Source organism: Sorangiineae bacterium MSr11954 (genome assembly GCA_037157815.1).
GTDB classification, from domain to species: Bacteria; Myxococcota_A; Polyangia; order Polyangiales; family Polyangiaceae; genus Pendulispora; species Pendulispora albinea.
Window position 1 is genome coordinate 6495207 of the sequence record CP089984.1, and the last position, 19895, is coordinate 6515101.

The following is a 19895-nucleotide window of genomic DNA, read 5'->3' on the forward strand; positions in this document are numbered from 1 at the left end:
GACTCGGGGCTGCACCATTTGGAAACGTTCTTATCGTTTCCGAATGCAAAAGCGGAATGGGATCCGCGCACGAAATGTTTTTACTGCGACGATGTTGCGCGGGCGCAGATCCGAGGGAGGGTGCGATGCTGCGATGGATCGATAGCGCGATGCTACGATGGGCGAACGCTCAGATGCCCATGGGGCCGATCGCGTGTTTCACCGTGACCTCCTGTCCAATGGGCGGAGGGGTCCATGCGCGGAGCGCGCCATCGCGCCAGGTGACGAATGCGAGGGACGGATCGTCGGCGGGGCGATCGAAGGTCACGGAGAAGCGCTTTGGCCGGCCCGCGTCGTCGTCGACGATGCGCACGGTCCATGCGCCCAGCGGCACGGTGTCCCCGGCGCGAAGCGGTGCGCTCGGGGGGCGCACGACGGTTTCGAAACCGCCCTGGAGCAAGACGCCATTCACGATGGTGATTTCGAGGGTCCGCGCGTCGGTTCGTCGCACGACATGGTCGCGCGGCGACATGGTCAACACGTGAACGGCGCGCGGCCTCGGCTCGGGTCGCGGCGCGATCCACAAGGACGAGGGCAAGTACATACCGACCAGCGGATCGGCGAGCCCGATGCCCACGACATTCACCCCATCGCGCGCGGGGATCTCGGCGCGCACCGCCGCCGCCAGCGCGGCATGCGATGAAGAGGCAAGCTGCGCCGCGCCAAACGCAAAGAGGAGCGGCCCAAGCACGATGTGCACGAGCCCGAAGATCGCCACCCCCGCGCGAGCCGGGAGCGCCGCCAGCGCCGCGCGGTTGCCTTTGACCCCAGCGTGGAGCAAGACGACGGCCAACGCCGAGGCAATCCCCAGGTTGGGCATGAAGAGGATCCGGTCTCCGGGGATGCCCGCGGCGCCCGGGAGCACCGCCAGAGCCGCACCGGCGAGGAGCCACGCGAGGGTGCGGGCAAGCTCCGGTTCGAGCGTCCGGCGCGCGCGGCGAAGCAGCATCGCCAGCGCCACGACCGCCACGGCGCCCATGGTCGCGAGCGCGGGGATCGCTTGCGGCGCGAGGGTGCTCAGCTCCGAGGGGATGCCAAGGAGCGCCGCGTTGGCAAAGACGGCGAGCCTCGTGGGGAGGCGCGCGAGGTACTCGCCGGTTTGGGCGATGGGGTCGACATAGGCGCTCGATCCGCGCACGCCAAATCCGAGTCCCGCGTACAGCGCGGCATAGGCGAGAAAGAGCGCGCCCCATGGCGCGAGCGCGCGAACGCGTTCCCGAATCGGCTCCCGCCGGCCAATCCCTTCGTACGCCGCAACGTAAGCAAACGCGCCCAGCGCCGTTTCGCCGGCCGCGAGGCCCAGCGCAGCGCACGCGAGCGCCGCGAGCACGAGGCGCGCGGGTGCTCCCGGTTGCCTCCGTGCTCGCAGATGCAGGGCGATGGCCGCCATGGCGAGCGCACCGGAGATGGCACCATGCCGCGCGGACGGCCACGATGCGAGCATCCAATGCGCGGGCGACACGGCGAAGAGCAGCGCGGCGAGGGCAGCTTCGCGCTCGGGCAGGACGCGGCGCAAGAGCATGGCCGTAACGAGAACCGCAGCCGTGTACCAAGCGATGGAGTGCACATGATAAAAGAGCGGGCGGCGACCCGCGATGGCGTGGTCGAACGCAAACAGGGCGCTCGAGAGCGGGCGGAAAAACGATAGCCGCAAACCGTCGAACGTCCACCAAGGCAGCGGCCCGCCGTCGACGAGCAAATGGCGCTGCTCCGGCGCCCCCGACGCAAACGTATAGAGATGAAACGGTCCAGGGACGGGCGCGGGCGCGATGTTCTCGAGCCGTAGGACCATGGCTTGATCGTCGCAGTAGAAATCGGCGAGGAGAGACGGCAATGCCAGCGTCACGGCGAAAAAGGCGGCGAGCCAGAGCGCACGCGGGAAGCGAAGCATGTGCAGGGAATAGATCCGCGCGTGCCTTTCGGGAAGGGTCGCGCGTCGTGGTGTGTGCATTTCGGCGCGCGTGCCGGGCATGGGGTGCGGGTGCGGTGCATTGCCGTATGCGTCTGTCGAACATCGGGACGGGGACGAGTTGGAATGTGGAATTTCTATTTGGTGCGGTCGATCCAAATTTAAATATTTTAATAAATATGATTTACAATTTCCATGTATATTCATTTTAGGCAGCGCGCTCCGCCGAGGGAGCTCGATCACGCGTTGGCGTGCATGGGATTGGCGCGCTCCCTCCCTACGATAAATGGGGGCCATGCTCGACCGTACTTCAAAGGTGCAGGTCCGGCGCAAGCGCTCGGCCGCAGATGCCGCGAGGTCCTTGGTTCGATCGTGGCGGACCTTCAAGAGCTCTGCGGGCTCCCCTCACCTTTCGCGCGCACGATCACGATCACGAGCTCGCGCTCGCGCGATGGGTGCCGTTCACGAATGGTGCTGTGGGGTGTGGCGCATGCGGGAGGACGTCTCCCGACGAGATGCGGAACGGCATCCCGATGGACGACACCCACGGGCCGTCGACGATGCACCTCCGTCCGACGTCACCCGACGCGACCAGGCGCGCTCTCGGCTCGGTCGCTCCGCGCCGTTCGGCGAGCGATGTGGCCGACGATGCGTGCACCGTCGACGGGGTTCTCCTGACCCTACCGGTCGCCACCGCCATGGATGGCGGACAGCCCATTCGCGGCCTCGCCAAAATCAGGGCGTCGCGCCCATGTTCGATCGTCGCCCAGAGCGATCAGCACCCGTTGCAGACGCGAACGTGGACGCGCATCCAGGCGCCGAGACAACGCCCCAGCTGCGGCTCGCCGAAATCAGGGCGTCGCGCCCATGCTCGCACGCGCATCCAGGCGCCGAGACAACGCCCCAGCTGCGGCCTCGCCGAAACCAGGGCGTCGCGCCCATGTTCGCATCGTCGCCCCAGAGCGATCAGCACCCGTTGCAGACGCGAACTTGGACGCGCATCCAGGTGCCGAGACAATGCCCCAGCTGTGGCCTCGCCGAAGTCAGAGCGTCGTGCCCATGCTCGCATCGTCGCCCCAGAAGCGACCAGCACCCGTTGCAGACGCGAACTTGGACGCGCATCCAGGCGCCGAGACAACGCCCCAGCTGCGGCCTCGCCGAAATCAGGGTGTCGCGCCCATGTTCGCATCGTCGCCCCAGAAGCGACCAGCACCCGTTGCAGACGCGAACATGACGCGCATCCAGGCGCCGAGACAATGCCCCAGCCGCGGCCTCGCCGAAATCAGGGTGTCGCGCCCATGCTCGCATCGTCGCCTCAGAGCGACCAGCACCCGTTGCAGACGCGAACGTGGACGCGCATCCAGGCGCCGAGACAACGCCCCAGCTGCGGCTCGCCGAAAATCAGGGCGTCGCGCCCATGGTCGATCGTCGCCCCAGAGCGACCAGCGCCCCGTTTGCAGAGGCGAACGCGAACGAGGACGCCCATGTAGGCGCTGAGACGTTAAATGCAAAAAGGAACCGTCACTCCCACCTGTCATTGGGCGACGATTCCTTTTCGGCAACTGCTCGAGGTGGCTCAAACTAGCGGGGCGGACGGGACTCGAACCCGCGGCCTCCGGCGTGACAGGCCGGCGTTATAACCGACTTAACTACCGCCCCAGATTGGCCTTGTTTGCTTGCTTCTGCTGACTGTCTCTCTACATCAATCTTTCGAAAACTTCTAAGCTATTTTCTTATCCGTCCATCCCTTTATTTTTGTGGGCGGGACAGGGCTTGAACCTGCGACATCCGGCTTGTAAGGCCAGCGCTCTACCGCTGAGCTACCCGCCCCGGCGGAACGAGGACGCGGATAAAACCGGATCGCGGCGGTTCGGTCAAGAGCAAAAAACCGAAACGTGCTCCCGGTGCTAGTCTCGGCGGATGCGAACCAAATTCAGCCTTGGACTTGTCCGCCTTGGGGCTTGGATGGCGCCCGTTCTCGCCATCCCGTTCGCGGCCGCGTGCAGCAGCAGCGACTCGCCGAGTCCGCCGCCCGCGCGCGATGACGGTGGTGGTGGTGGCAGCGGAGGCGACTCCGGTGGCGGCGGAGGCGGTGGTGGTGGCGGATGGCGCTCGGCCGTCGGCGAGCACGGCGCCTTCGCGCAGACCTTCGATGAAGCCTCATGGGCCGTCCGCCAGCTGGGCCCGAGGACCTTCTACAGCGTGGCGTGCATCGGCAACTACGTCGGCTGGGTCGCCGGCGAACAAGGTGGCGTCTGGTACACGACGGACGCCGGCAAAACATGGACCGAGCAAGACTCGGGTACGAAGCAGACGCTCCGCGCGGTCCGCTTCTTCGACACCAAGCACGGCGTCGTCGCCGGCGACGCGGGCACCCTCGCCGTCACCGAGGACGGCGGCCGCCGCTGGCGCACCGTCGCCGATGCGCCCCAGGTCGGCTTGCGCGGCGTTGCGGCGACGCACGATCTTTTCCTCGCCGTCGGCGACGGCGGCACCCTGCTGCGCTCGACCGATCGCGGCGCCACCTTCTCGCGGCACACCATCGCCGGCGCCACCGATCTCCGCGCCGTCGCCGGCGACACCAACGCCCGCGTCTTTCTCGCCGCCGATGCCGCGGGCCACATCTTCGCCAGCACCGACCGCGGCGCCTCGTTCACCCTGGAGCACGCGACGGGCACCCCGCTCCACGCCATCACCATCAGCGGCGACGGCAACTTCGCCATCGCCGCCGGCCCCTCCGGCGCCGCCTTCATCCGCACCGAAGGCGGCCAGTGGCGCGCTTCCAACACGGGCACGCACGCCGATCTGCACGCGGCGCTCATCGACTCGGGCGATTGGTACGCGCGCGGCATCTACTGGTACGTCGCGGGCGCCAACGGGACGTTGCTCGCCTCCGGCGACCGCGGCGCCACGTGGAAGAGCGTGCCGCTGGGCATTACGAGCACGCTCTACGGGCTGGAGGATTTGTAGAAGGGCTTATTGAAGCGGAAGAATGGCGGCGGCGATGCCGGCGATGCCCGGGGCACCGGCGGCACCTCCGAGGGAACCGTCGACGCCCGGCACCGCCGGCGTGCTCGGAGGCCCGCCCTCCCCGCGAAGCCCCCCCTCTGTAGCGACGGTGATCCAGGCGTGAGTTTGCGCGCGCTCGATCTGCACACCACCGAGCACGGGAGGATGATTTCCGGACCATAGAATACCGACGGAGAGTCCTCCGGCTCCGCCGCCCCCTCCGCCCCCCGATCCACCCGCTCCGCCATTTCCACCTGGCTCGCACGGTCCACGACCTCCCTGGCCACCGACTTGGCCTATTTGCCCTTTGCCACCGTCTCCTCCTTTGCCAGCGAGTGCCGTCAAGAGTCGGTTCTCTTCAAGCACGACTTCCGAATCGAACACCGCGAGGGCGATGCTCGAACCGCCGCCCGCGCCACCGCCACCGCCCGCGCCACCGCAACCACCTGCCGCTCCACCGCCACCCTCGTGAATAGTGGGATCGCCGCCGCCAGAGGTCGTGTAGCCTCCCGCCCCCCCACCACCTTGGCCAACATCACCTGAACCGCCAACGTTGCCGGCTTCGGGATTCCAACCTGTTGCCGTGAGAACGCCGTAGCGGCTGCCACCCGTTCCTGTCTGGCCACCAACGCCGTGAGATCCTTGGATCCCTCGGGTAGCTGGAGGGCATGTCGAGCCCCCTGTCCCGCCTGCCCCGGTCGCCCATACGGGAACAGGAGACATTGGCGGCTCCCCAGTGCCGCCGGGTGCGGGATTGCCGCCTCCGCCTCCTACGCTACGTGGGCAGTCCGGATTGGGGCTTTTCGAAGCGCCTGCTCCCAGCCGGTTTGGCGCGGGAGCGCGAAGAGGGCCACCTTCTTGTCCCTTGTCAGCGGATCTCCCCGACCGCGCCGTGAAGGATGCGCGCCGCAATGTCACCCCGCTCTGAGAAATGAGCCCGGCGATGCTCGAACCACCAGGGACTGTCGCGTTGGGAGCCTCGAAGTCGACGTCTTCGATAACGACGTTCTTCGCTTTCGTGACGGCCAGCGTGCCGCTTCCTTCCAAGCCCGCGATCACGGGATGTTTCCCATTGTACGTCCAGTCCTTGCAGGAGAGGCCACCGAAGAGCCTCACCGCGGCTGTCACCTTGACGTTCTCGGAATAACGCCCTTCGCATACGTAGACATAGCTTCGGCCTCCCGAGAGCTTCGACATCGCCACCCCGAGGCTCTTGACGGGTCTCGCCCGAGTACCGTCACTTTCGTCGAAGCCTTCGGCCGAGACGAAAACACCGAGACGTTCGTCGACACATGCTTTCGAGGCTTTTGGCCCATCGCCTTGCCCGCACCCGTCCACGATGATAATACCACCACCGTCGGGCTCGTCCTTTTTCGGCCCTCCTCCGGAGTCATCACCGCCGCAGCGGGCAGACGCCATCGCGCACGCAATGGATGCAAGGGCTAAAACTCGGCCTGGGCGAAGAACGCAGCTCGGCCACGCGGTCTTTCGGTGATCTTTCATCATGGTTACTTGTCGGTCATCCCGCGAAGGATGTTGCGAACAAGCCTAACGACGAATGAACCACCGTGTCCATCGAACCTACGAGGTGCGACCGGCACATCTCGGGTGCGATCGGTACACCTTACGTACCGTCAATGAATACCGACTTGCTAGGAGACGCCACGTGCGCTGCCGAAGCCGACGCGCACGGACCGTCCTCGATGATGTGCACCCACGCATGCAACTGCCCCCCTCGATGCATTGCTCACATCATTTCGACATTCACGCATTCCCCTCGCCCAACGCGGGAACGAACTGGAACGTCCCCCACACCGGAACACTTGCCTCGAAAACGTCGTCGTCATGGAGCAGGCCCGCCGCATGCGACCGCGAGCACGCTCCATGACGTCCATCCGTGTCTAGTGAAGATCCTCGCCGCCCGAGTGCGACTCGGTGTGCCAAGGCGTCTTCGCGCTTTGTACCTTGAGCGACTGCTTCACGTTCGGTGAGTTCTTGACCTCCTCGTCGAGGAACTTGCAAATGATCTTCGTGCTGAGCTGCAGATCGCTCACGGGCGCCGCTTCGCTGAGGCCATGGAAGTTGACCGGCGGTCCGAAGTTGTTGTCGAAGAGTGCACCGGCCGCAATGAAGTTCGTGTGGCCCTTCGCGTCCGTGCCGCCGCCGATGGCGCGCGCGGGGCAAGGCTGGTTCATGACCGCTCTGTACGCATCGCTGATTCGGCTGAACGATGCACCGCCGGGAAGCCGAATATCGGGGATCGCACCCGTCGTGGTCTTCTCGAGCGCCAGAGCGGGCCCCGCTCCTGCTGCAGTGTTGAACTGGGTCACCAAGCTCGTAAAGATGCCCTGGAAGTTGCTCTTATTTGCGGGGGTGTCAGGACCAACGTACCCCTCGGTCTTTCCGTCCCAGGCTACGCTGTGGTGCCCCAACGCGTATCGAATATCGACCCTAAGCGAGATGACGCTGCTCAAGGTGTAGAATCGCGTGATTGCGTACGAGGTGCCGTTGCCCTCTTGGAAGACATCGTCGCTCTTCTTGAGAACGTCGTCTTGCCGATAGTTGGCGCCGGGGCGTACCTCGCCGAACACCCGGGTCCCCCAGTTCCACTCGATGAACTTGCTCATGCGGCCAACGTCGTTGTCGGCCACCTTTCCTTCACGCACCAGGTAAGCAACGAAGTTCGTCAGCGAAACTAGCGGGTTCGCACCGTCTTTGCGGTTCTCGTCGGGTCGCGACCCGTGCTGCGCACCTTTGACTTTGGTGGTCAGCGTCAGTTGCGGGGCGGGGTCGCCCAGCTTCGATTTGTCGACGATCAGCTCCGCGCGGCGGTAGGTCGGATCATCGAACTGGTACTGGTTGTACCGGTCGACGATTTCCGTTGCGAGCTTGTTCAGATCCGACGCGCCACTGGTGTCGGCCTTGATGACCGCCGTGACCGTGTCCGGGATTTGGTTGGCCGGGCCCTCCCCGCTCGTGAGCGAGTCGACCCAAACCTTCTTGTTGAGCGCCGCGTCTCGGTTAATGGTGAAAACCGGACGCTCGACACCCTTTTCCGCGCGAATGCACCATGAAGCGTCGAAGATCACCGCGAGATCCGGCTCTTCTGCCGGCTTTGCCTTGAAGTACGCCGCCGTGGACGACGTGGTCTCTTCGGAGGTGTCGAAGAAGAGCTCCACCGTCACCGCGTCGAGCAGCTTGCTGCCATCGTACTTCTTCGCGATCGCCTTGAGCGCTTGAAGAGACGAAATCGCCGGCCCCTTGTCGTCGATCGAGCCGCGGCCGACCCAGTACTCCTCCGTCTTTCCGGTTCGCGGATTGAGACGATTGTCTCGCTTGAGCGTGAACGGCTCCCAAACGTTCTTGTCACCCGGCGGCACGGTATCGAGGTGCGTGGAGATGCCGACCTTGTGCGGCCCGCGCCCAAATCGAACACCGAAGACTCGGAAGTTGGGGTGGTCCGCCCCGGGCGCCCAATCGTCCGTCTGCCAATTGAAGGGCTCCAGCTTGTCCTTCTGGCCCTTGTTGAAGTCATCGATCTCCGCTTGGAGCGCCGCCTCGAGCTTTTTGACGTTCTCGATGACCTTCGCCTCGTTCGGATCCTGGTCCCCCGTACGGTGGGTCTCCACCGCCACGAACCTCGCCAGCGATTCGAACGCCTGCTGGGACGCTACTTGCGCCTCGATGTTGGCGCATGCGTCCACGTTGTTCGGCGGGTTGCCCGGATTGTCGGGATCACTCGAGCAAGCTACGCCGACCGTCAGCGCCACGAGGGATGACCAGCCCAATGCTCTCTTGCCAATCATTGACATAAGCTCTCTCCTCCGTCGGAAAACGCCCTACCTTAGGACGCCCGTGCGGAAGGGTCACGCACGAAACGACATCGTGTCGATTGAGCGTCGCGCATGACGTAATGCAGCACGCAAAGGGTGCTCGCACCATGTCACGCCGATCATGGGCATTGTGGCATCACGCCGTTGCGGTGCAGCCGATATCACGAGCTACATGTCGACGAACGAACGACGAGCACCGAACGACGTCGATTTCGACGGCGCTTACGCTCCGACGGAGCCCGCGCTCAAACGGTGCTCACACTCGCAAGCACCCGCCGCAAACGCGTCGACCACGCAGGCCGCATGCTCACTTCGGCGCGCCGTTCGGCGAGTGTAACGATGCGCGAATCCTTTCCCAGCACAATGGGATGACCGCGCCAGCGAACCCTACGGCTCACGCAAGCGTGCATCCAGCACCAAAGGGTCACGTAACAGCGAAGCGGTTCCAATGGGACCAATTTCCACGGAACGCGACCTCGCAGCGCCCGAAGCGCCAACGTCGTTCCGACGATTTGCAAAAGCCATGTGGAGACCAGCGCCGCATACGAAATGCCCCCTGGGGACAAGCCCACGAAGGCCGTGGCAATCGTCAATGGCGAGCCGAGCGGCTCGATGGCGAAGCCGGTGGGGCTGATCGCCCGCCGCATCTTGGCCCAGCGCGTGTGGCGCTCGAGGGTGCGGCGCACCGAGCACGAGATGTTGCGGTTCTCGACCGCGTCGAGCGAGAGACGAACCTCCAGGCCTTGCTCGCACACCTTGCGCCCGAGGATATGGTCCTCGGCCAGCACTTCGCCGATGGCGCGAAAGCCGCCCATTTTGGCGACGTCGCGCCGCCACATGGCCATCGACTTTCCAACGGTGAAGGGACGCGGCGCGAGCACCGCGGAGGCGGCGATCGACGGCGCGACATAGGCGCCGATTTGAAGGTTCTCCAGCGCGGCGCCCAAGGACTTTTCACCGGTGCCGACGAAGAGGCTCGTGACCAGCCCGACGTTGGGGCCTTCGAGCTGCTCGATGAGCGTCTCCAAGTAGCGAGGAGCGACGCGCACGTTGGAGTCGGAGATGACCAGCACCGAACCGGTGGCGACCCGTTCGAGCGCCACCAGCTGCGCGACCTTGGGGTTCTTCGCCGCGTCGGGATCGGTCACCACCACGCGCGCGTCGAGCTTCGGGTGGAGCGCCACGAAGGCCTGCGCGACCGCGTACGCCGGGTCCGCGGTGGACGCCACCCCCAGCAGCACCTCGAACGACGGATAATCGAGCCGCGCGAACGACTCGAGGTTCGATTGAAGATCGTCGTCCACGCCCGCGAGCGGCTTCAAGACGCTCACGCGCGGTGCGCGGGATGGCGGTTGCCTCTGCGCGCGAGCACGTGCCCGCGCGACGAGGAACGCTCCCATCATGAGCGAATAGGCGCCGCTTGACGCGACGAGCGCAGAGAGCCCAACAGCTTGCCCCGGTCCCACGAGTCTGCAGCATCGAGGAGCGGAGCGACATGCCGAGGGCGGGGTTGTGAACGATCCGTGAATTATACAACTACAATTTGCCGCCTCATCGTCACCCGGAGCTCACACGGGGCATGGGCCGCCGAAGGCGCCGAAAAAGCGCGCGATCCATACGACCATCAGCAAGGTCAGGAGCACGTAGCCGACGGGACGAACGAGCCGGTTGTTCATGGCCCGAAGCTCACCGCGCACCAAGTAGTGCGCGAGCTGAACGAGCCCCAAGGTCCCCACATACGGAAGGACCAGAAACCAAAGCGGGTGGATGTGCGTCGCCGCGTGAAAATCGCCCGCGAGCGCCAGGCGCGCCGCGCGCGTGAGCCCGCACGAGGGACATGGAACGTGCAAGGTCACGCGCATGGGGCACGTGGCCGGCAACGAGGTGACGAACAAGAGCGCAGCCGCGAGGCCGACCAGCAAGGCCACGACCGCGAGGCGAACCCCGAACGGTGATGGGCGCGGCGCCCCCGCGGTCTGCATAGGCTGCACGGCCGGTTCGTGCGCGTGGCCGCCGCTCTCGGCTAGGCCGGCCCCTGCCATGCGCGATTGAGCTCCTGCTGGAGCAGAATCACGTTGTAGTACGGGATGATGTACATCCAGCCGTGGTTCTGCGGGTTGGGCACCCCGGCGCGGAACTGGACCTCTTGCACCAGCGCCCCGAGGCGCGTGATCTGCCAGTAGAGGCCATAGAATCCGCACGTGATGAAACTCAACCCCATGAGCTTGATCCAGCTCGGCTCATCGCGCTGCAGAAAAGCCTGCATCTCGCTCAAGACGCGGATGATCCAGTACATCTGGTAGAAGCCGCAGGTCACCAGGCCGAGCACCAGCTCGGTGGTGGGGTTCTTCACCTGCCCCTTGGGACCATGCTGGCCCGGCTGCGCCGGCGGATGACCGGCGGGCACCATCGGCCCGCCCTGCGGGAACGCGCCCATCGGCGCCATCGCCTGGTTCGGGTAGGGCTGCCCATACTGCGGCTGACCGTACTGCTGGGGATTGAACGCCTGCTGCAGCGCATCGCCCGCTTGGTTGAAGCCTTGCTGCAGCTGCGCGCCGAAATCCGGCGGTCCACCGGGGGGTGGTGCACCGTATCCACCGCCACCGCCGGGACCTTGTCCTCCGGGCGGCGGAAATCCAAAGCCGCCAGGGCCGGGCGGGGCACCGGGCGCAGGCCCACCAAAGCCGCCCGGCGCTGGTGGCGCGTAACCGCCTCCTGCGGGATCCGCCGGGGGCATGCCATACGCGGGGGGCGGACCGTAGTTTCCGCCGCCGCCGAAACCCGGTGGGGGCGGAATGTCGGCCGGGGGCGGCTCGAATTTTCCAGGGTCGGACGGCATCGGGAACGGCGGGGCGGCGTCCACCACCGTGCCGCTGAAGGCATTCACGCCCTCGCCGCCGAACGAGAACCCCGGCGCGGGTTGACCGGGTTGGCCGCCCGCGCCTACGCCTGCACCTGGACCGGGGTGCTGCCCCGGAGGAGGAAAGCCACCCGCCGGTCCACCGCCACCACCGAAACCCGGCGCGGGCGGAAAGGCGCCCGGAGCTCCGCCGGGGGGCGGAAAACCCGGGGCTTGGCCCGGCGCGGGGGCCGAGCCCGCGCTCATCGGGGCCACGCCCACCATCGTACCTTTGAGCTTGCCGGGCGCGCCGGCTCCGGGGAGCCCCGGGACGCCACCGCTCCCACTCGGACGAGGTGCGCCGGCCGCCGCGGGCGTTCCTGGAGGAGGAAGATCGCTAGGAAACGCGGGGGGCGGGCTCGCGAGGCCAGGAGGACCCGCTCGGTTCGCTTGGGAGGAATCCGGCGAGTGACCGGGGGGCGGGGCCGCGCCAGGAGGACCGGCAGGACGCGGCGGCTGATTCATCATCAGCATCGTCCCTTTGAACTTCGGGGCGGCGGCCCCCTTGATGTTGAACCCGCATTTTGTGCACGTCTGCACGTTGTCCGGATTCTGGGTTCCACAATTCGGGCAGAACACTCGGCTACCTCCATGCGCGGCGGCCTCCGCGCTTTTCTCCAGATGGGCGAGAATATGAAGGGGCCGCGTCGATCCCCCAAAAATATGGCCTGGAGCATAGCGCCCGGGATCCCGAATTCTCAAGCGCATAGTTCCGCCGCTCGCGGCGGACGACTTTCACCACCTGGCGCATGTGCCACGGCACCGTCATGCGGCGGACGGGACTCGAACCCGAGGCCCCACGGGGCCGGGCCGGAGTGAATCCGCGGCCCCTCGGAAGCGGTCAAGCCGGAGTGAACCCGCGGCCTCACTGGACACCCAGCCCGCCCGGGCGGCGGACCTCCGAAACGCGTCTTGACACCCCTCCTCGCTAAACACTAGCGTTCGCGCGCCCGCCGCGTGAGAAATGCCTTTCTTTCGTTTGGCGGTCCAAGTCCGGCATCGCGCGCGCGCACGAATGCCAAGCCTCCCCGAAAACCGGAAAAAGATTCCCCGATGCCTTTCGCACTCTCCGCCGATCGTGAGCGCGCCCTTCGCGAGATTCTCACCCGTTATCCGACGAAGATGGGTGCGTGCATCCCCGTGCTCCACCTGTGCCAGGACCAGAACGGCTGGATCAGCGAAGAGGTGATCGAGTACGTGGCCCACACGCTCGATCTTCCGCTGTCCCACGTTCAGGGCGTCGTCACCTTCTACACCCTGTTCAACCAGAAGCCCGTTGGCAAGCATCAGGTCTGGGTTTGCCGCACCCTCCCGTGTGCCCTCCGCGGCGCCGGCCCCGTGCTCGAGCACTGCGAGAAGCGCCTCGGCATCCACGCCGGCGAGACCACCGCCGACGGCAAGGTGACCCTGCGCACGGCCGAGTGCCTGGCGAGCTGCGGCACCGCGCCCATGATGCAAGTCGACAAGGAATATTTCGAAAACCTCACCCTCGAGAAGGTCGACGAGATCCTCGACCGGCTCACGAGGTAAAGGCGCGATGATCAAGCCCGTCAATTATCTCAGCAAGGTTTACGGAATCAAAAACGGCTGGTCGCTCGAGGTGTACGAGCGCGAGGTCCAGGGCTACCAAGCCGCCCGCAAAGCGCTTCGCATGACCCCCGCGCAGGTGGTCGACGAAGCGAAGAAGATGAACATCCGCGGTCGCGGCGGCGCCGGCTTCCCCATGGGCATCAAGTGGAGCTTCATGAAGCCCCACCCCACCAAGCCCGCCTACCTGGTCATCAACGCCGACGAAGGCGAGCCCGGCACCCACAAGGACCGCACCTTGATGGAGTGGAACCCGCACGCCGTGGTCGAGGGCTGCATCATCGGCTGCTACGGCATCGGCGCCCACGTCGCCTACATCTATGTGCGCGACGAGCTGCACCTCTCCAAGGAGCGGCTGTGGGGCGCCATCAAGGAGGCGAAGGCCAAGGGCTACCTCGGCAAGAACCCGTTCGGCACCGACTACCCCGTCGAGGTCTATGTGCACACGGGCGCCGGCGCGTACATCTGCGGCGAGGAGACGTCGCTCCTCAACTCGCTCGAGGGCCGTCGCGGTGAGCCGCGCCTCAAGCCCCCCTTCCCCGCCCAAGCCGGCGCCTTCGGCTGCCCGACCACGGTCAACAACCTGGAGACCATCGCCATGGTCCCCGCCGCGCTCCTGATGGGCGGCGACGCTTACTCGCAGCTCTCCGCGCTGCACCACCTGCGCGACGGCGGCAGCCGCCTCTACGGCATCAACGGCCACGTCAAGAACCCCAAGGTGGTCGAGCTGGCGGTGGGCGTCACCTTGCGCGAGCTGATCTACGACATCGGCGGAGGTGTCACCGGCGACCGGCCGCTCCTGGCGGTGATCCCCGGCGGATCGTCCACCCCGGTCCTGCGGGCCGACGAGGTGGTGAACGCGCCGGACGAAAAGGCGCCCCTGCACCCGTGGCACGGCCAGAGCGTCCTCGACGTGCCGCTGGGCGTCGACACCATGCGCGGCCTCGGCACCATGCTCGGCACCTGCTGCGCCACCGTGCTCGCGGAGGGGACGTGCCCCGTGCTCGCCATGGAGAACTTGATGCAGTTCTACCGCCACGAGTCGTGCGGCCAGTGCACGCCGTGCCGCGAGGGTGGCGCGTGGTTGTTCCGCACGGTCACCAAGATCCTCGACAACAAGGCGAACATGCAGGAGCTCGATAACCTGCACGACATCGCCAACAACATCATGGGCAACACCATCTGCGCCTTCGGCGAAGGCACGGCGATGCCCGCCCTCGGCTTCCTGCAAAAGTTCCGCAAAGACTTCGAAGCCTACGTGCGCGGCGAACGAACGCGCGCCACCGCCACGCTCATCCCTGGGGTAAGCCCGTGATCATCGGCCAACTCTTCTTCTACCTCATGGCCGCCCTCTCCCTGGCCGGCGCCCTGGTGACCGTCACCAACAAGAACCCCATCCGCGGCGCGATGGGGCTCTTGCTCACCATCCTCTCCCTCGCGGGCCTCTTCTTGGCCCTGCACGCGGAGTTCTTGGCGTTCATCCAGCTCATCGTGTACGCGGGCGCCATCGTCGTTCTGTTCCTCTTCGTCATCATGCTCCTCGGCCCCGACGCCGCGCCCCCGCGCGATCACCACGGGCGCATCCCGCGCGCGGTGGCCGGCGTGCTGTTCGGGCTCTTGGCGGCGGCCTGCATCGTGCTCATGGGCACCAAGGTCACCTTCGAGCCGCTCCAGCGCGTCGCCGGGGATTTCGGCAGCGTCGACGCCATCGGCCGCGTGATCTTCACCGAGGGCGTGGTGCCGTTCGAGCTCGCGAGCGCGCTGCTCATGGTGGCCATCGTCGGCGCGGTCGCGGTCGCGCGCGGCAAACAAGCTCACGAGATGAAACCGGCGCGCAGGCTCGCAAGCGCCCAGCCCCAGCCAGAAGGAAAACACCCGTGATTCCGATAACGCACTATCTCGTGCTCGGGGCGTTGCTGTTCACGATCGGCGGAATCGGATTTCTGGTACGCCGCAACGTCCTGGTCACCTTGATGAGCATCGAGCTGATGCTCAACGCCGTGAACTTGACCCTCATCGCCTTCAACGGCGCCTACCCCGAGTCGCACACGGGGCAGATGTTCGCATTCTTCCTCATCGCCGCCGAAGCCGCCGAAGTGGCGGTCGGCTTGGCCATCGTTCTGGCGCTCTTCCGCATTCGGCGGACGGTGCGCTCCGACGAGGCGGACCTCCTCAAGAACTGACGGGCCATGAAGCTGCTCGAATCGCTCTTCCCCACCAACGACTTCTCCCTCATCGCGGTCATCTTGGGGATGCCGCTCATCGGTGCGTTCGTCAACGGCATCTGGGGCCGCCGCCTCGGCAAGCCCGCCGTGAGACTGATGGCCCTCGCCGCCGTCGGGACGAGCTTCATCGCCTCGCTCATCGCCTTCCTCATCCTCGACCACGCGGTGCAGGCGGCCGGCCACGGGCACCAGCGCCTGTACTTCACCGCCTGGGAGTGGATGCACACCAACGGCGGACGCGCGGGCTCCAACGTCGTCATCGACGCGCGCTTCAGCATCGACGCCCTCAACGGCGTGATGATGCTCATCGTCACCGGGGTCGGCTTCCTCATCCACCTGTACGCCTCGTCGTACATGGAGAACGATCCGGGCTTTCACAAGTTCTTCGCCTATCTGAACCTGTTCATCTTCTCCATGTTGGTCCTCATCCTCGGGGACAACCTGCCGGTGCTCTTCGTCGGATGGGAGGGCGTGGGTCTCTGCTCGTACCTGCTCATCGGCTTCTGGTACGACCACATGCCCAACGCCGCCGCCGGCAAGAAGGCGTTCATCGCCAACCGGATCGGCGACTTCGGCCTCATCTGCGCCATGTTCCTGCTCGTGCACTACACCGGTGCGCTCGACTGGACGGGCATCCAGAACAACGCCTCGATCCTGGCCGATAACCCGGCCGACGCGTACCAGATCCACGTGTGGCCACTCGGCGGCGGCACGTACCAGGGCTTCTTCAAGTTCCTGCAGCCGGCCGAGCCCTTCACCATCAGCGCGGCCACCGCGGTCGGCTTGGCGCTGCTCCTCGGCTGCGCGGGCAAGAGCGCGCAGATCCCCCTCTACGTGTGGCTGCCGGACGCGATGGCGGGTCCAACCCCGGTCAGCGCCCTCATTCACGCGGCGACCATGGTCACCGCCGGCATCTACCTCGTCTGCCGGCTGTCCTTCGTCTTCGTCCTGTCGCCCTTCGTGATGACCGTGGTCCTCTGCGTGGGCGCGGCCACCGCGCTCCTGGCGGCCACGATCGCGCTGGTGCAGACCGACATCAAGAAGGTGCTCGCCTATTCGACCGTGAGCCAGCTGGGCTTCATGTTCATGGGCGTCGGCGCCGGCGCGTTCACCGCGGGCTTCTTCCACGTCCTCACCCACGCCTTCTTTAAGGCTTGCTTGTTCCTCGGGGCCGGCAGCGTCATCCACGCGATGCACGCGCGCATCCACGACGATGACAAGGCGCAGGACATGCGCAACATGGGCGGCTTGAAGAAGTACATGCCGTACACGTACTGGACCTTCTTGGTCTCGACCCTCGCCATCGCCGGCTGCCCGCTGCTCAGCGGCTTCTTCTCGAAGGACGAGATCCTCTTCCGCGCCTTCGTGAACCACGCCACCAGCCCCGTCGCCGCCAAGCTCGCCGCGCGCCACATCAGCGTGTGGCAGCAGCCCGAGTGGATCGGCAAGGCGGTGTACGCGGTGGGCGTGCTCACCGCCGCCATGACGGCCTTCTACATGTTCCGCTGCTTCTTCATGACCTTCCACGGGAGCTTCCGCGGGTGGGCCATCGGGCGCGGCTCGCTCCTCAGCCACCCGGATCATGGCGATCACGCCGCCGCGTCGCACGCGGGCCATGGCGATCATGACCACGGCGATCACGACGAGCACGGCGACCACGACGATCACGGTCACCACCACGAAGACCTGACCGTGCCGGGTCCCGCGCCGCACGAGTCACCGCTGCCGATGACGGCGCCGCTGATCATCCTGGCGACGTTGGCGGCGGTGGCCGGCATCCTCAACCCCGCGCCGTTCACGCACATGCTGCCGCTCGAGCACTGGCTGGAGCCGGTCTTCGAGGACGCGGTGAAGGTGGGCGTGAAGGTGGCCGAGAACGCGGAGCACCTGGAGTATGGCTTGATGGTGCCGGGTGTCCTCGCCTTCGTGGTGGGGCTCGGGCTGGCGTGGGCTGTCTACTTCAAGGCGGAGGGCAAGCCCGCGAAGCGCTGGGCGGAGGCCGCGCCGGGGCTGCATCGCGCGGCGTACAACAAGTGGTACGTCGACGAGTTCTACGAGGCGACCGTGCTCTCGGCGGTCGACGCGCTGGCCGAGACGGCGGCGGCGTTCGATCAGTGGTTCGTCGACGGCATCCTCGCCAAGCTCTCGTCGCTCATCGTGGCCGCGCTGGGGACGGTGCTCCGCACCTTGCAGACCGGTGTGGTGCACGTGTACGCGGCGGCGATGGTCGTCGGCTTCGTGGTCATCTCGTGGTTCTTCGTGGCCCCGCACGCGCAAGCGTCGACGGAGTCGACCCCGAACGGCGACTACGTGGTCACGGCCGCGCCGGGCATGGGCTACACGTACCGCTGGGACGCCGACGGCAACGGGGAGCCCGACAAGCCCGACTTCAGCGAGCAGAGCTCCGTCAAAGTGCACCTCGACCCGGGCAAGGACGTGAAGGTCCGGCTCGAAGTGACCAACGCATTCGGCCGCCAAGCGACGGTGGAGATCCCCCTGTCCCGCCCGCAAGCGCAGAACACGATGGAATTGGGACAGAACTAAAATGCCTACCGTGTTGATTGCCGCGCTCGGCGGCCTCATTCCGATCCTGATCCCCTCCTTCGTCGCCTACCTGGTGCCGAAGGGGCGCGGCTCGTCGCTTCGCCTCCCGCTCGCGATCATCGCGGGGATCATCGCGCTCTTCCTGGTGCGCATGACCACCGCCAACGCGGTCGATCAAGACACGGCGACCGAGTCCGCGCAGCTCCTGGCGTGGATCATCGGCATCCCCATCGCAGGCTCGGTCATCGTGCTGCTCCTGCCGCGCGAATCGCCGCGCATCCTGCAGGGCGCGACGCTCTTCCTCATGTTCGCGACCTTGGCGCTCAGCCTCCCGCTGCTCAGCGTGGACATGGGGCGCACGTTCCACTTCAACCAAGACGTGGAGTGGCTGGCCCGCTTCGGGATCCACTGGCACGTGGCGGTCGACGGGCTCTCGCTCTGGCTGGTGGTGCTCACCTGCTTCACCATGCCCATCGCGACCTACGCGTCGTTCGGGTCGATCCACACGCGCATGAAGGAGTGGTGCTTCTCGCTCCTGCTCCTGCAGGGCGGCATGCTCGGCGCGTTCCTGTCGCTCGACCTGTTCCTCTTCTACGTCTTCTGGGAGCTGATGCTCGTCCCCATGTACGTCATGATCGGCGTCTGGGGAGGCACCAACCGCATCAAGGCGGCCATCAAGTTCTTCCTCTACACGATGTTCGGCTCGGTGCTGATGCTGGCCGCCATCCTGTACCTCGCGTACCAGTACTCGAAGCTCAACAACGGCACGATGTCGTTCGACTACTTCGAGCTGCAGCGGGTGATCCTGCCGCGTCACATCCAGCTCTGGCTCTTCGGCGCCTTCACCCTGTCGTTCGTCATCAAGGTGCCGATGTTCCCGGTGCACACGTGGCTGCCGGACGCGCACACCGAGGCGCCCACCGGGGGCAGCGTCATCCTGGCCGCGGTCATGCTGAAGCTGGGAACGTACGGCTACCTGCGATTCTGCCTGGGGCTCTTCCCCGAGGCCTCGGCGGAGCTCGCGGCGAACTTGGCCGGCGTGGCGGTGCTGGGCGGCATCATCTACGGCGCCCTCTGCGCGTACAAGCAAGACGACGTAAAGCGCTTGGTCGCCTACTCGTCGGTCGCGCACTTGGGTTACGTCATGCTGGGCATCTTCGCGGCCACGCCGGCGTCGGTCGAGGGCGCGGTGCTGCAGATGATCAACCACGGCATCTCCACCGGCGCGCTGTTCCTCTTGGTCGGCGTCATCTACGACCGGCGCCACACGCGCCAGGTCGACGAGTTCGGCGGTCTCGCCAAGGTGATGCCCGTCTACACGGCGCTCTTCGTGGTGGCGACGATGGCCAGCATCGGCCTGCCGACCACCAACGGGTTCGTGGGCGAGTTCATGATCATCACCGGGACCTTCGTCAGCACCCGGCTGGGGCACTTCAACGGCATCCAAGCCGTGGGCGCGGCCATCGGCGTGGTGCTGGGCGCGCTCTACATGCTGAGCGTGGTGCAGAAGATGTTCTTCGGGCCAATCACCAAGCCGGAGAACAAGAAGCTCGACGACGTGAACCCGCGCGAGATCATCGCGCTCACGCCGCTGGTGCTCGCCATCTTCGTGATCGGTCTGTTCCCCAACCTGTTCCTCGCGCAGATCAAGGGCGCCTCGGACCGCGTGGTGAGCGACCTCCAATCGCGCGTCGAGCAGAACCCGGCGCCGCGCTTCTACCAGGGCCCGATTCGTCTCTTGAGCCGGCGTCCCGAGGCGACGCCCGTCACCGTCGTCGCCGCAGCCAACTCTCAAACTCCTCCCTCCGGTGCTGGCGCTGCCCACGGCGGTCTCGCCAAGTAAGCCAGAC

The 19895-nt window shown here is 66.1% G+C and carries 14 protein-coding genes, 2 tRNA genes and 1 pseudogene; 9 read left to right on the plus strand and 8 right to left on the minus strand.

The genetic code is table 11. From position 1 onward, the window contains the following. Positions 1-169 precede the first annotated feature (169 nt). The 3 genes from LZC94_25005 to LZC94_25015 form a co-directional block, all read right to left on the minus strand. The gene (locus LZC94_25005) at positions 170-1930 is read right to left on the minus strand and encodes a hypothetical protein (protein ID WXB11129.1); all 1761 of its coding nucleotides are present in this window, start codon (positions 1928-1930) and stop codon (positions 170-172) included. Positions 1931-3533: 1603 nt separating this feature from the next. Continuing rightward, positions 3534-3607: transfer RNA gene (locus LZC94_25010), tRNA-Asp, on the minus strand. 99 nt (positions 3608-3706) lie between these two features. Beyond that, positions 3707-3778, minus strand: a tRNA-Val gene (locus LZC94_25015). Between the two features lie 135 nt (positions 3779-3913). On the opposite strand from LZC94_25015, the gene LZC94_25020 reads away from it, so the two are divergent. Beyond that, positions 3914-4918: a YCF48-related protein gene (locus LZC94_25020; GenBank protein ID WXB11130.1), complete on the plus strand. Its 1005-nt coding sequence runs from the start codon at positions 3914-3916 to the stop codon at positions 4916-4918. Positions 4919-4924: 6 nt separating this feature from the next. On the opposite strand, the gene LZC94_25025 is transcribed toward LZC94_25020, so the two are convergent. Next, positions 4925-5302, minus strand: a complete 378-nt coding sequence (locus LZC94_25025; protein WXB11131.1) for a hypothetical protein — start codon at positions 5300-5302, stop codon at positions 4925-4927. Between LZC94_25025 and LZC94_25030 the strand changes: the two genes are divergently transcribed. Continuing rightward, entirely contained in the window at positions 5249-5500 is a 252-nt protein-coding gene (locus LZC94_25030; protein ID WXB20376.1) for a hypothetical protein, read from the plus strand. The genes LZC94_25025 and LZC94_25030 overlap by 54 nt on opposite strands. Positions 5501-6858: 1358 nt before the next feature. Here LZC94_25030 and LZC94_25035 read toward each other — a convergent pair. The 4 genes from LZC94_25035 to LZC94_25050 all read right to left on the minus strand — a co-directional run bounded on the left by LZC94_25035 (position 6859) and on the right by LZC94_25050 (position 11236). Next, on the minus strand, positions 6859-8769 hold the full coding sequence (locus LZC94_25035; protein WXB11132.1) for a M20/M25/M40 family metallo-hydrolase: 1911 nt from the start codon (positions 8767-8769) through the stop codon (positions 6859-6861). Positions 8770-9035: 266 nt separating this feature from the next. Continuing rightward, positions 9036-10121: a glycosyltransferase gene (locus LZC94_25040; protein WXB11133.1), complete on the minus strand. Its 1086-nt coding sequence runs from the start codon at positions 10119-10121 to the stop codon at positions 9036-9038. A 237-nt stretch (positions 10122-10358) separates the two neighbouring features. Beyond that, on the minus strand, positions 10359-10772 hold the full coding sequence (locus LZC94_25045) for a DUF2752 domain-containing protein (GenBank protein WXB20240.1): 414 nt from the start codon (positions 10770-10772) through the stop codon (positions 10359-10361). 41 nt (positions 10773-10813) lie between these two features. Beyond that, entirely contained in the window at positions 10814-11236 is a 423-nt protein-coding gene (locus tag LZC94_25050) for a DUF4234 domain-containing protein (protein WXB11134.1), read from the minus strand. Between the two features lie 112 nt (positions 11237-11348). Between LZC94_25050 and LZC94_25055 the strand changes: the two are divergent. The 7 genes and pseudogenes from LZC94_25055 (at position 11349) to LZC94_25085 (ending at position 19888) form a co-directional block, all read left to right on the plus strand. Further along, a pseudogene (locus LZC94_25055) lies at positions 11349-11549 on the plus strand (hypothetical protein). Between the two features lie 1193 nt (positions 11550-12742). After that, on the plus strand, positions 12743-13219 hold the full coding sequence (locus tag LZC94_25060; protein WXB11135.1) for an NAD(P)H-dependent oxidoreductase subunit E: 477 nt from the start codon (positions 12743-12745) through the stop codon (positions 13217-13219). A gap of 7 nt (positions 13220-13226) precedes the next feature. Continuing rightward, positions 13227-14591 (plus strand): NADH-quinone oxidoreductase subunit NuoF, encoded by a 1365-nt coding sequence (gene nuoF / locus LZC94_25065; GenBank protein WXB11136.1) that lies wholly within the window; start codon positions 13227-13229, stop codon positions 14589-14591. Next, the gene (locus tag LZC94_25070) at positions 14588-15157 is read left to right on the plus strand and encodes an NADH-quinone oxidoreductase subunit J (GenBank protein WXB11137.1); all 570 of its coding nucleotides are present in this window, start codon (positions 14588-14590) and stop codon (positions 15155-15157) included. The genes nuoF and LZC94_25070 overlap by 4 nt, the downstream gene beginning before the upstream one ends. After that, positions 15157-15459, plus strand: coding sequence for an NADH-quinone oxidoreductase subunit NuoK (nuoK, locus tag LZC94_25075; GenBank protein WXB20241.1), 303 nt, complete (start codon positions 15157-15159; stop codon positions 15457-15459). Before LZC94_25070 ends, nuoK begins: the two co-directional genes overlap by 1 nt. A 6-nt stretch (positions 15460-15465) precedes the next feature. After that, positions 15466-18045 carry an NADH-quinone oxidoreductase subunit L gene (gene nuoL, locus LZC94_25080; GenBank protein WXB11138.1) on the plus strand — a complete coding sequence of 860 codons (2580 nt, stop codon included), beginning with the start codon at positions 15466-15468 and terminating at the stop codon, positions 18043-18045. 10 nt (positions 18046-18055) lie between these two features. After that, positions 18056-19888: an NADH-quinone oxidoreductase subunit M gene (locus LZC94_25085; protein WXB11139.1), complete on the plus strand. Its 1833-nt coding sequence runs from the start codon at positions 18056-18058 to the stop codon at positions 19886-19888. The last annotated feature ends 7 nt before the right edge of the window (positions 19889-19895 follow it).

Excerpts from the sequence above, each read along its gene's own strand:
- LZC94_25005 (WXB11129.1), bottom strand. The coding sequence starts at position 1,930 with ATGCTTCGCTTCCCGCGTGCGCTCTGGCTCGCCGCCTTTTTCGCCGTG.
- LZC94_25020 (WXB11130.1), top strand. The coding sequence starts at position 3,914 with ATGGCGCCCGTTCTCGCCATCCCGTTCGCGGCCGCGTGCAGCAGCAGC.
- LZC94_25035 (WXB11132.1), bottom strand. The coding sequence starts at position 8,769 with ATGTCAATGATTGGCAAGAGAGCATTGGGCTGGTCATCCCTCGTGGCG.
- LZC94_25045 (WXB20240.1), bottom strand. The coding sequence starts at position 10,772 with ATGCAGACCGCGGGGGCGCCGCGCCCATCACCGTTCGGGGTTCGCCTC.
- LZC94_25050 (WXB11134.1), bottom strand. The coding sequence starts at position 11,236 with ATGGCGCCGATGGGCGCGTTCCCGCAGGGCGGGCCGATGGTGCCCGCC.
- LZC94_25060 (WXB11135.1), top strand. The coding sequence starts at position 12,743 with ATGCCTTTCGCACTCTCCGCCGATCGTGAGCGCGCCCTTCGCGAGATT.
- nuoF (WXB11136.1), top strand. The coding sequence starts at position 13,227 with ATGATCAAGCCCGTCAATTATCTCAGCAAGGTTTACGGAATCAAAAAC.
- nuoL (WXB11138.1), top strand. The coding sequence starts at position 15,466 with ATGAAGCTGCTCGAATCGCTCTTCCCCACCAACGACTTCTCCCTCATC.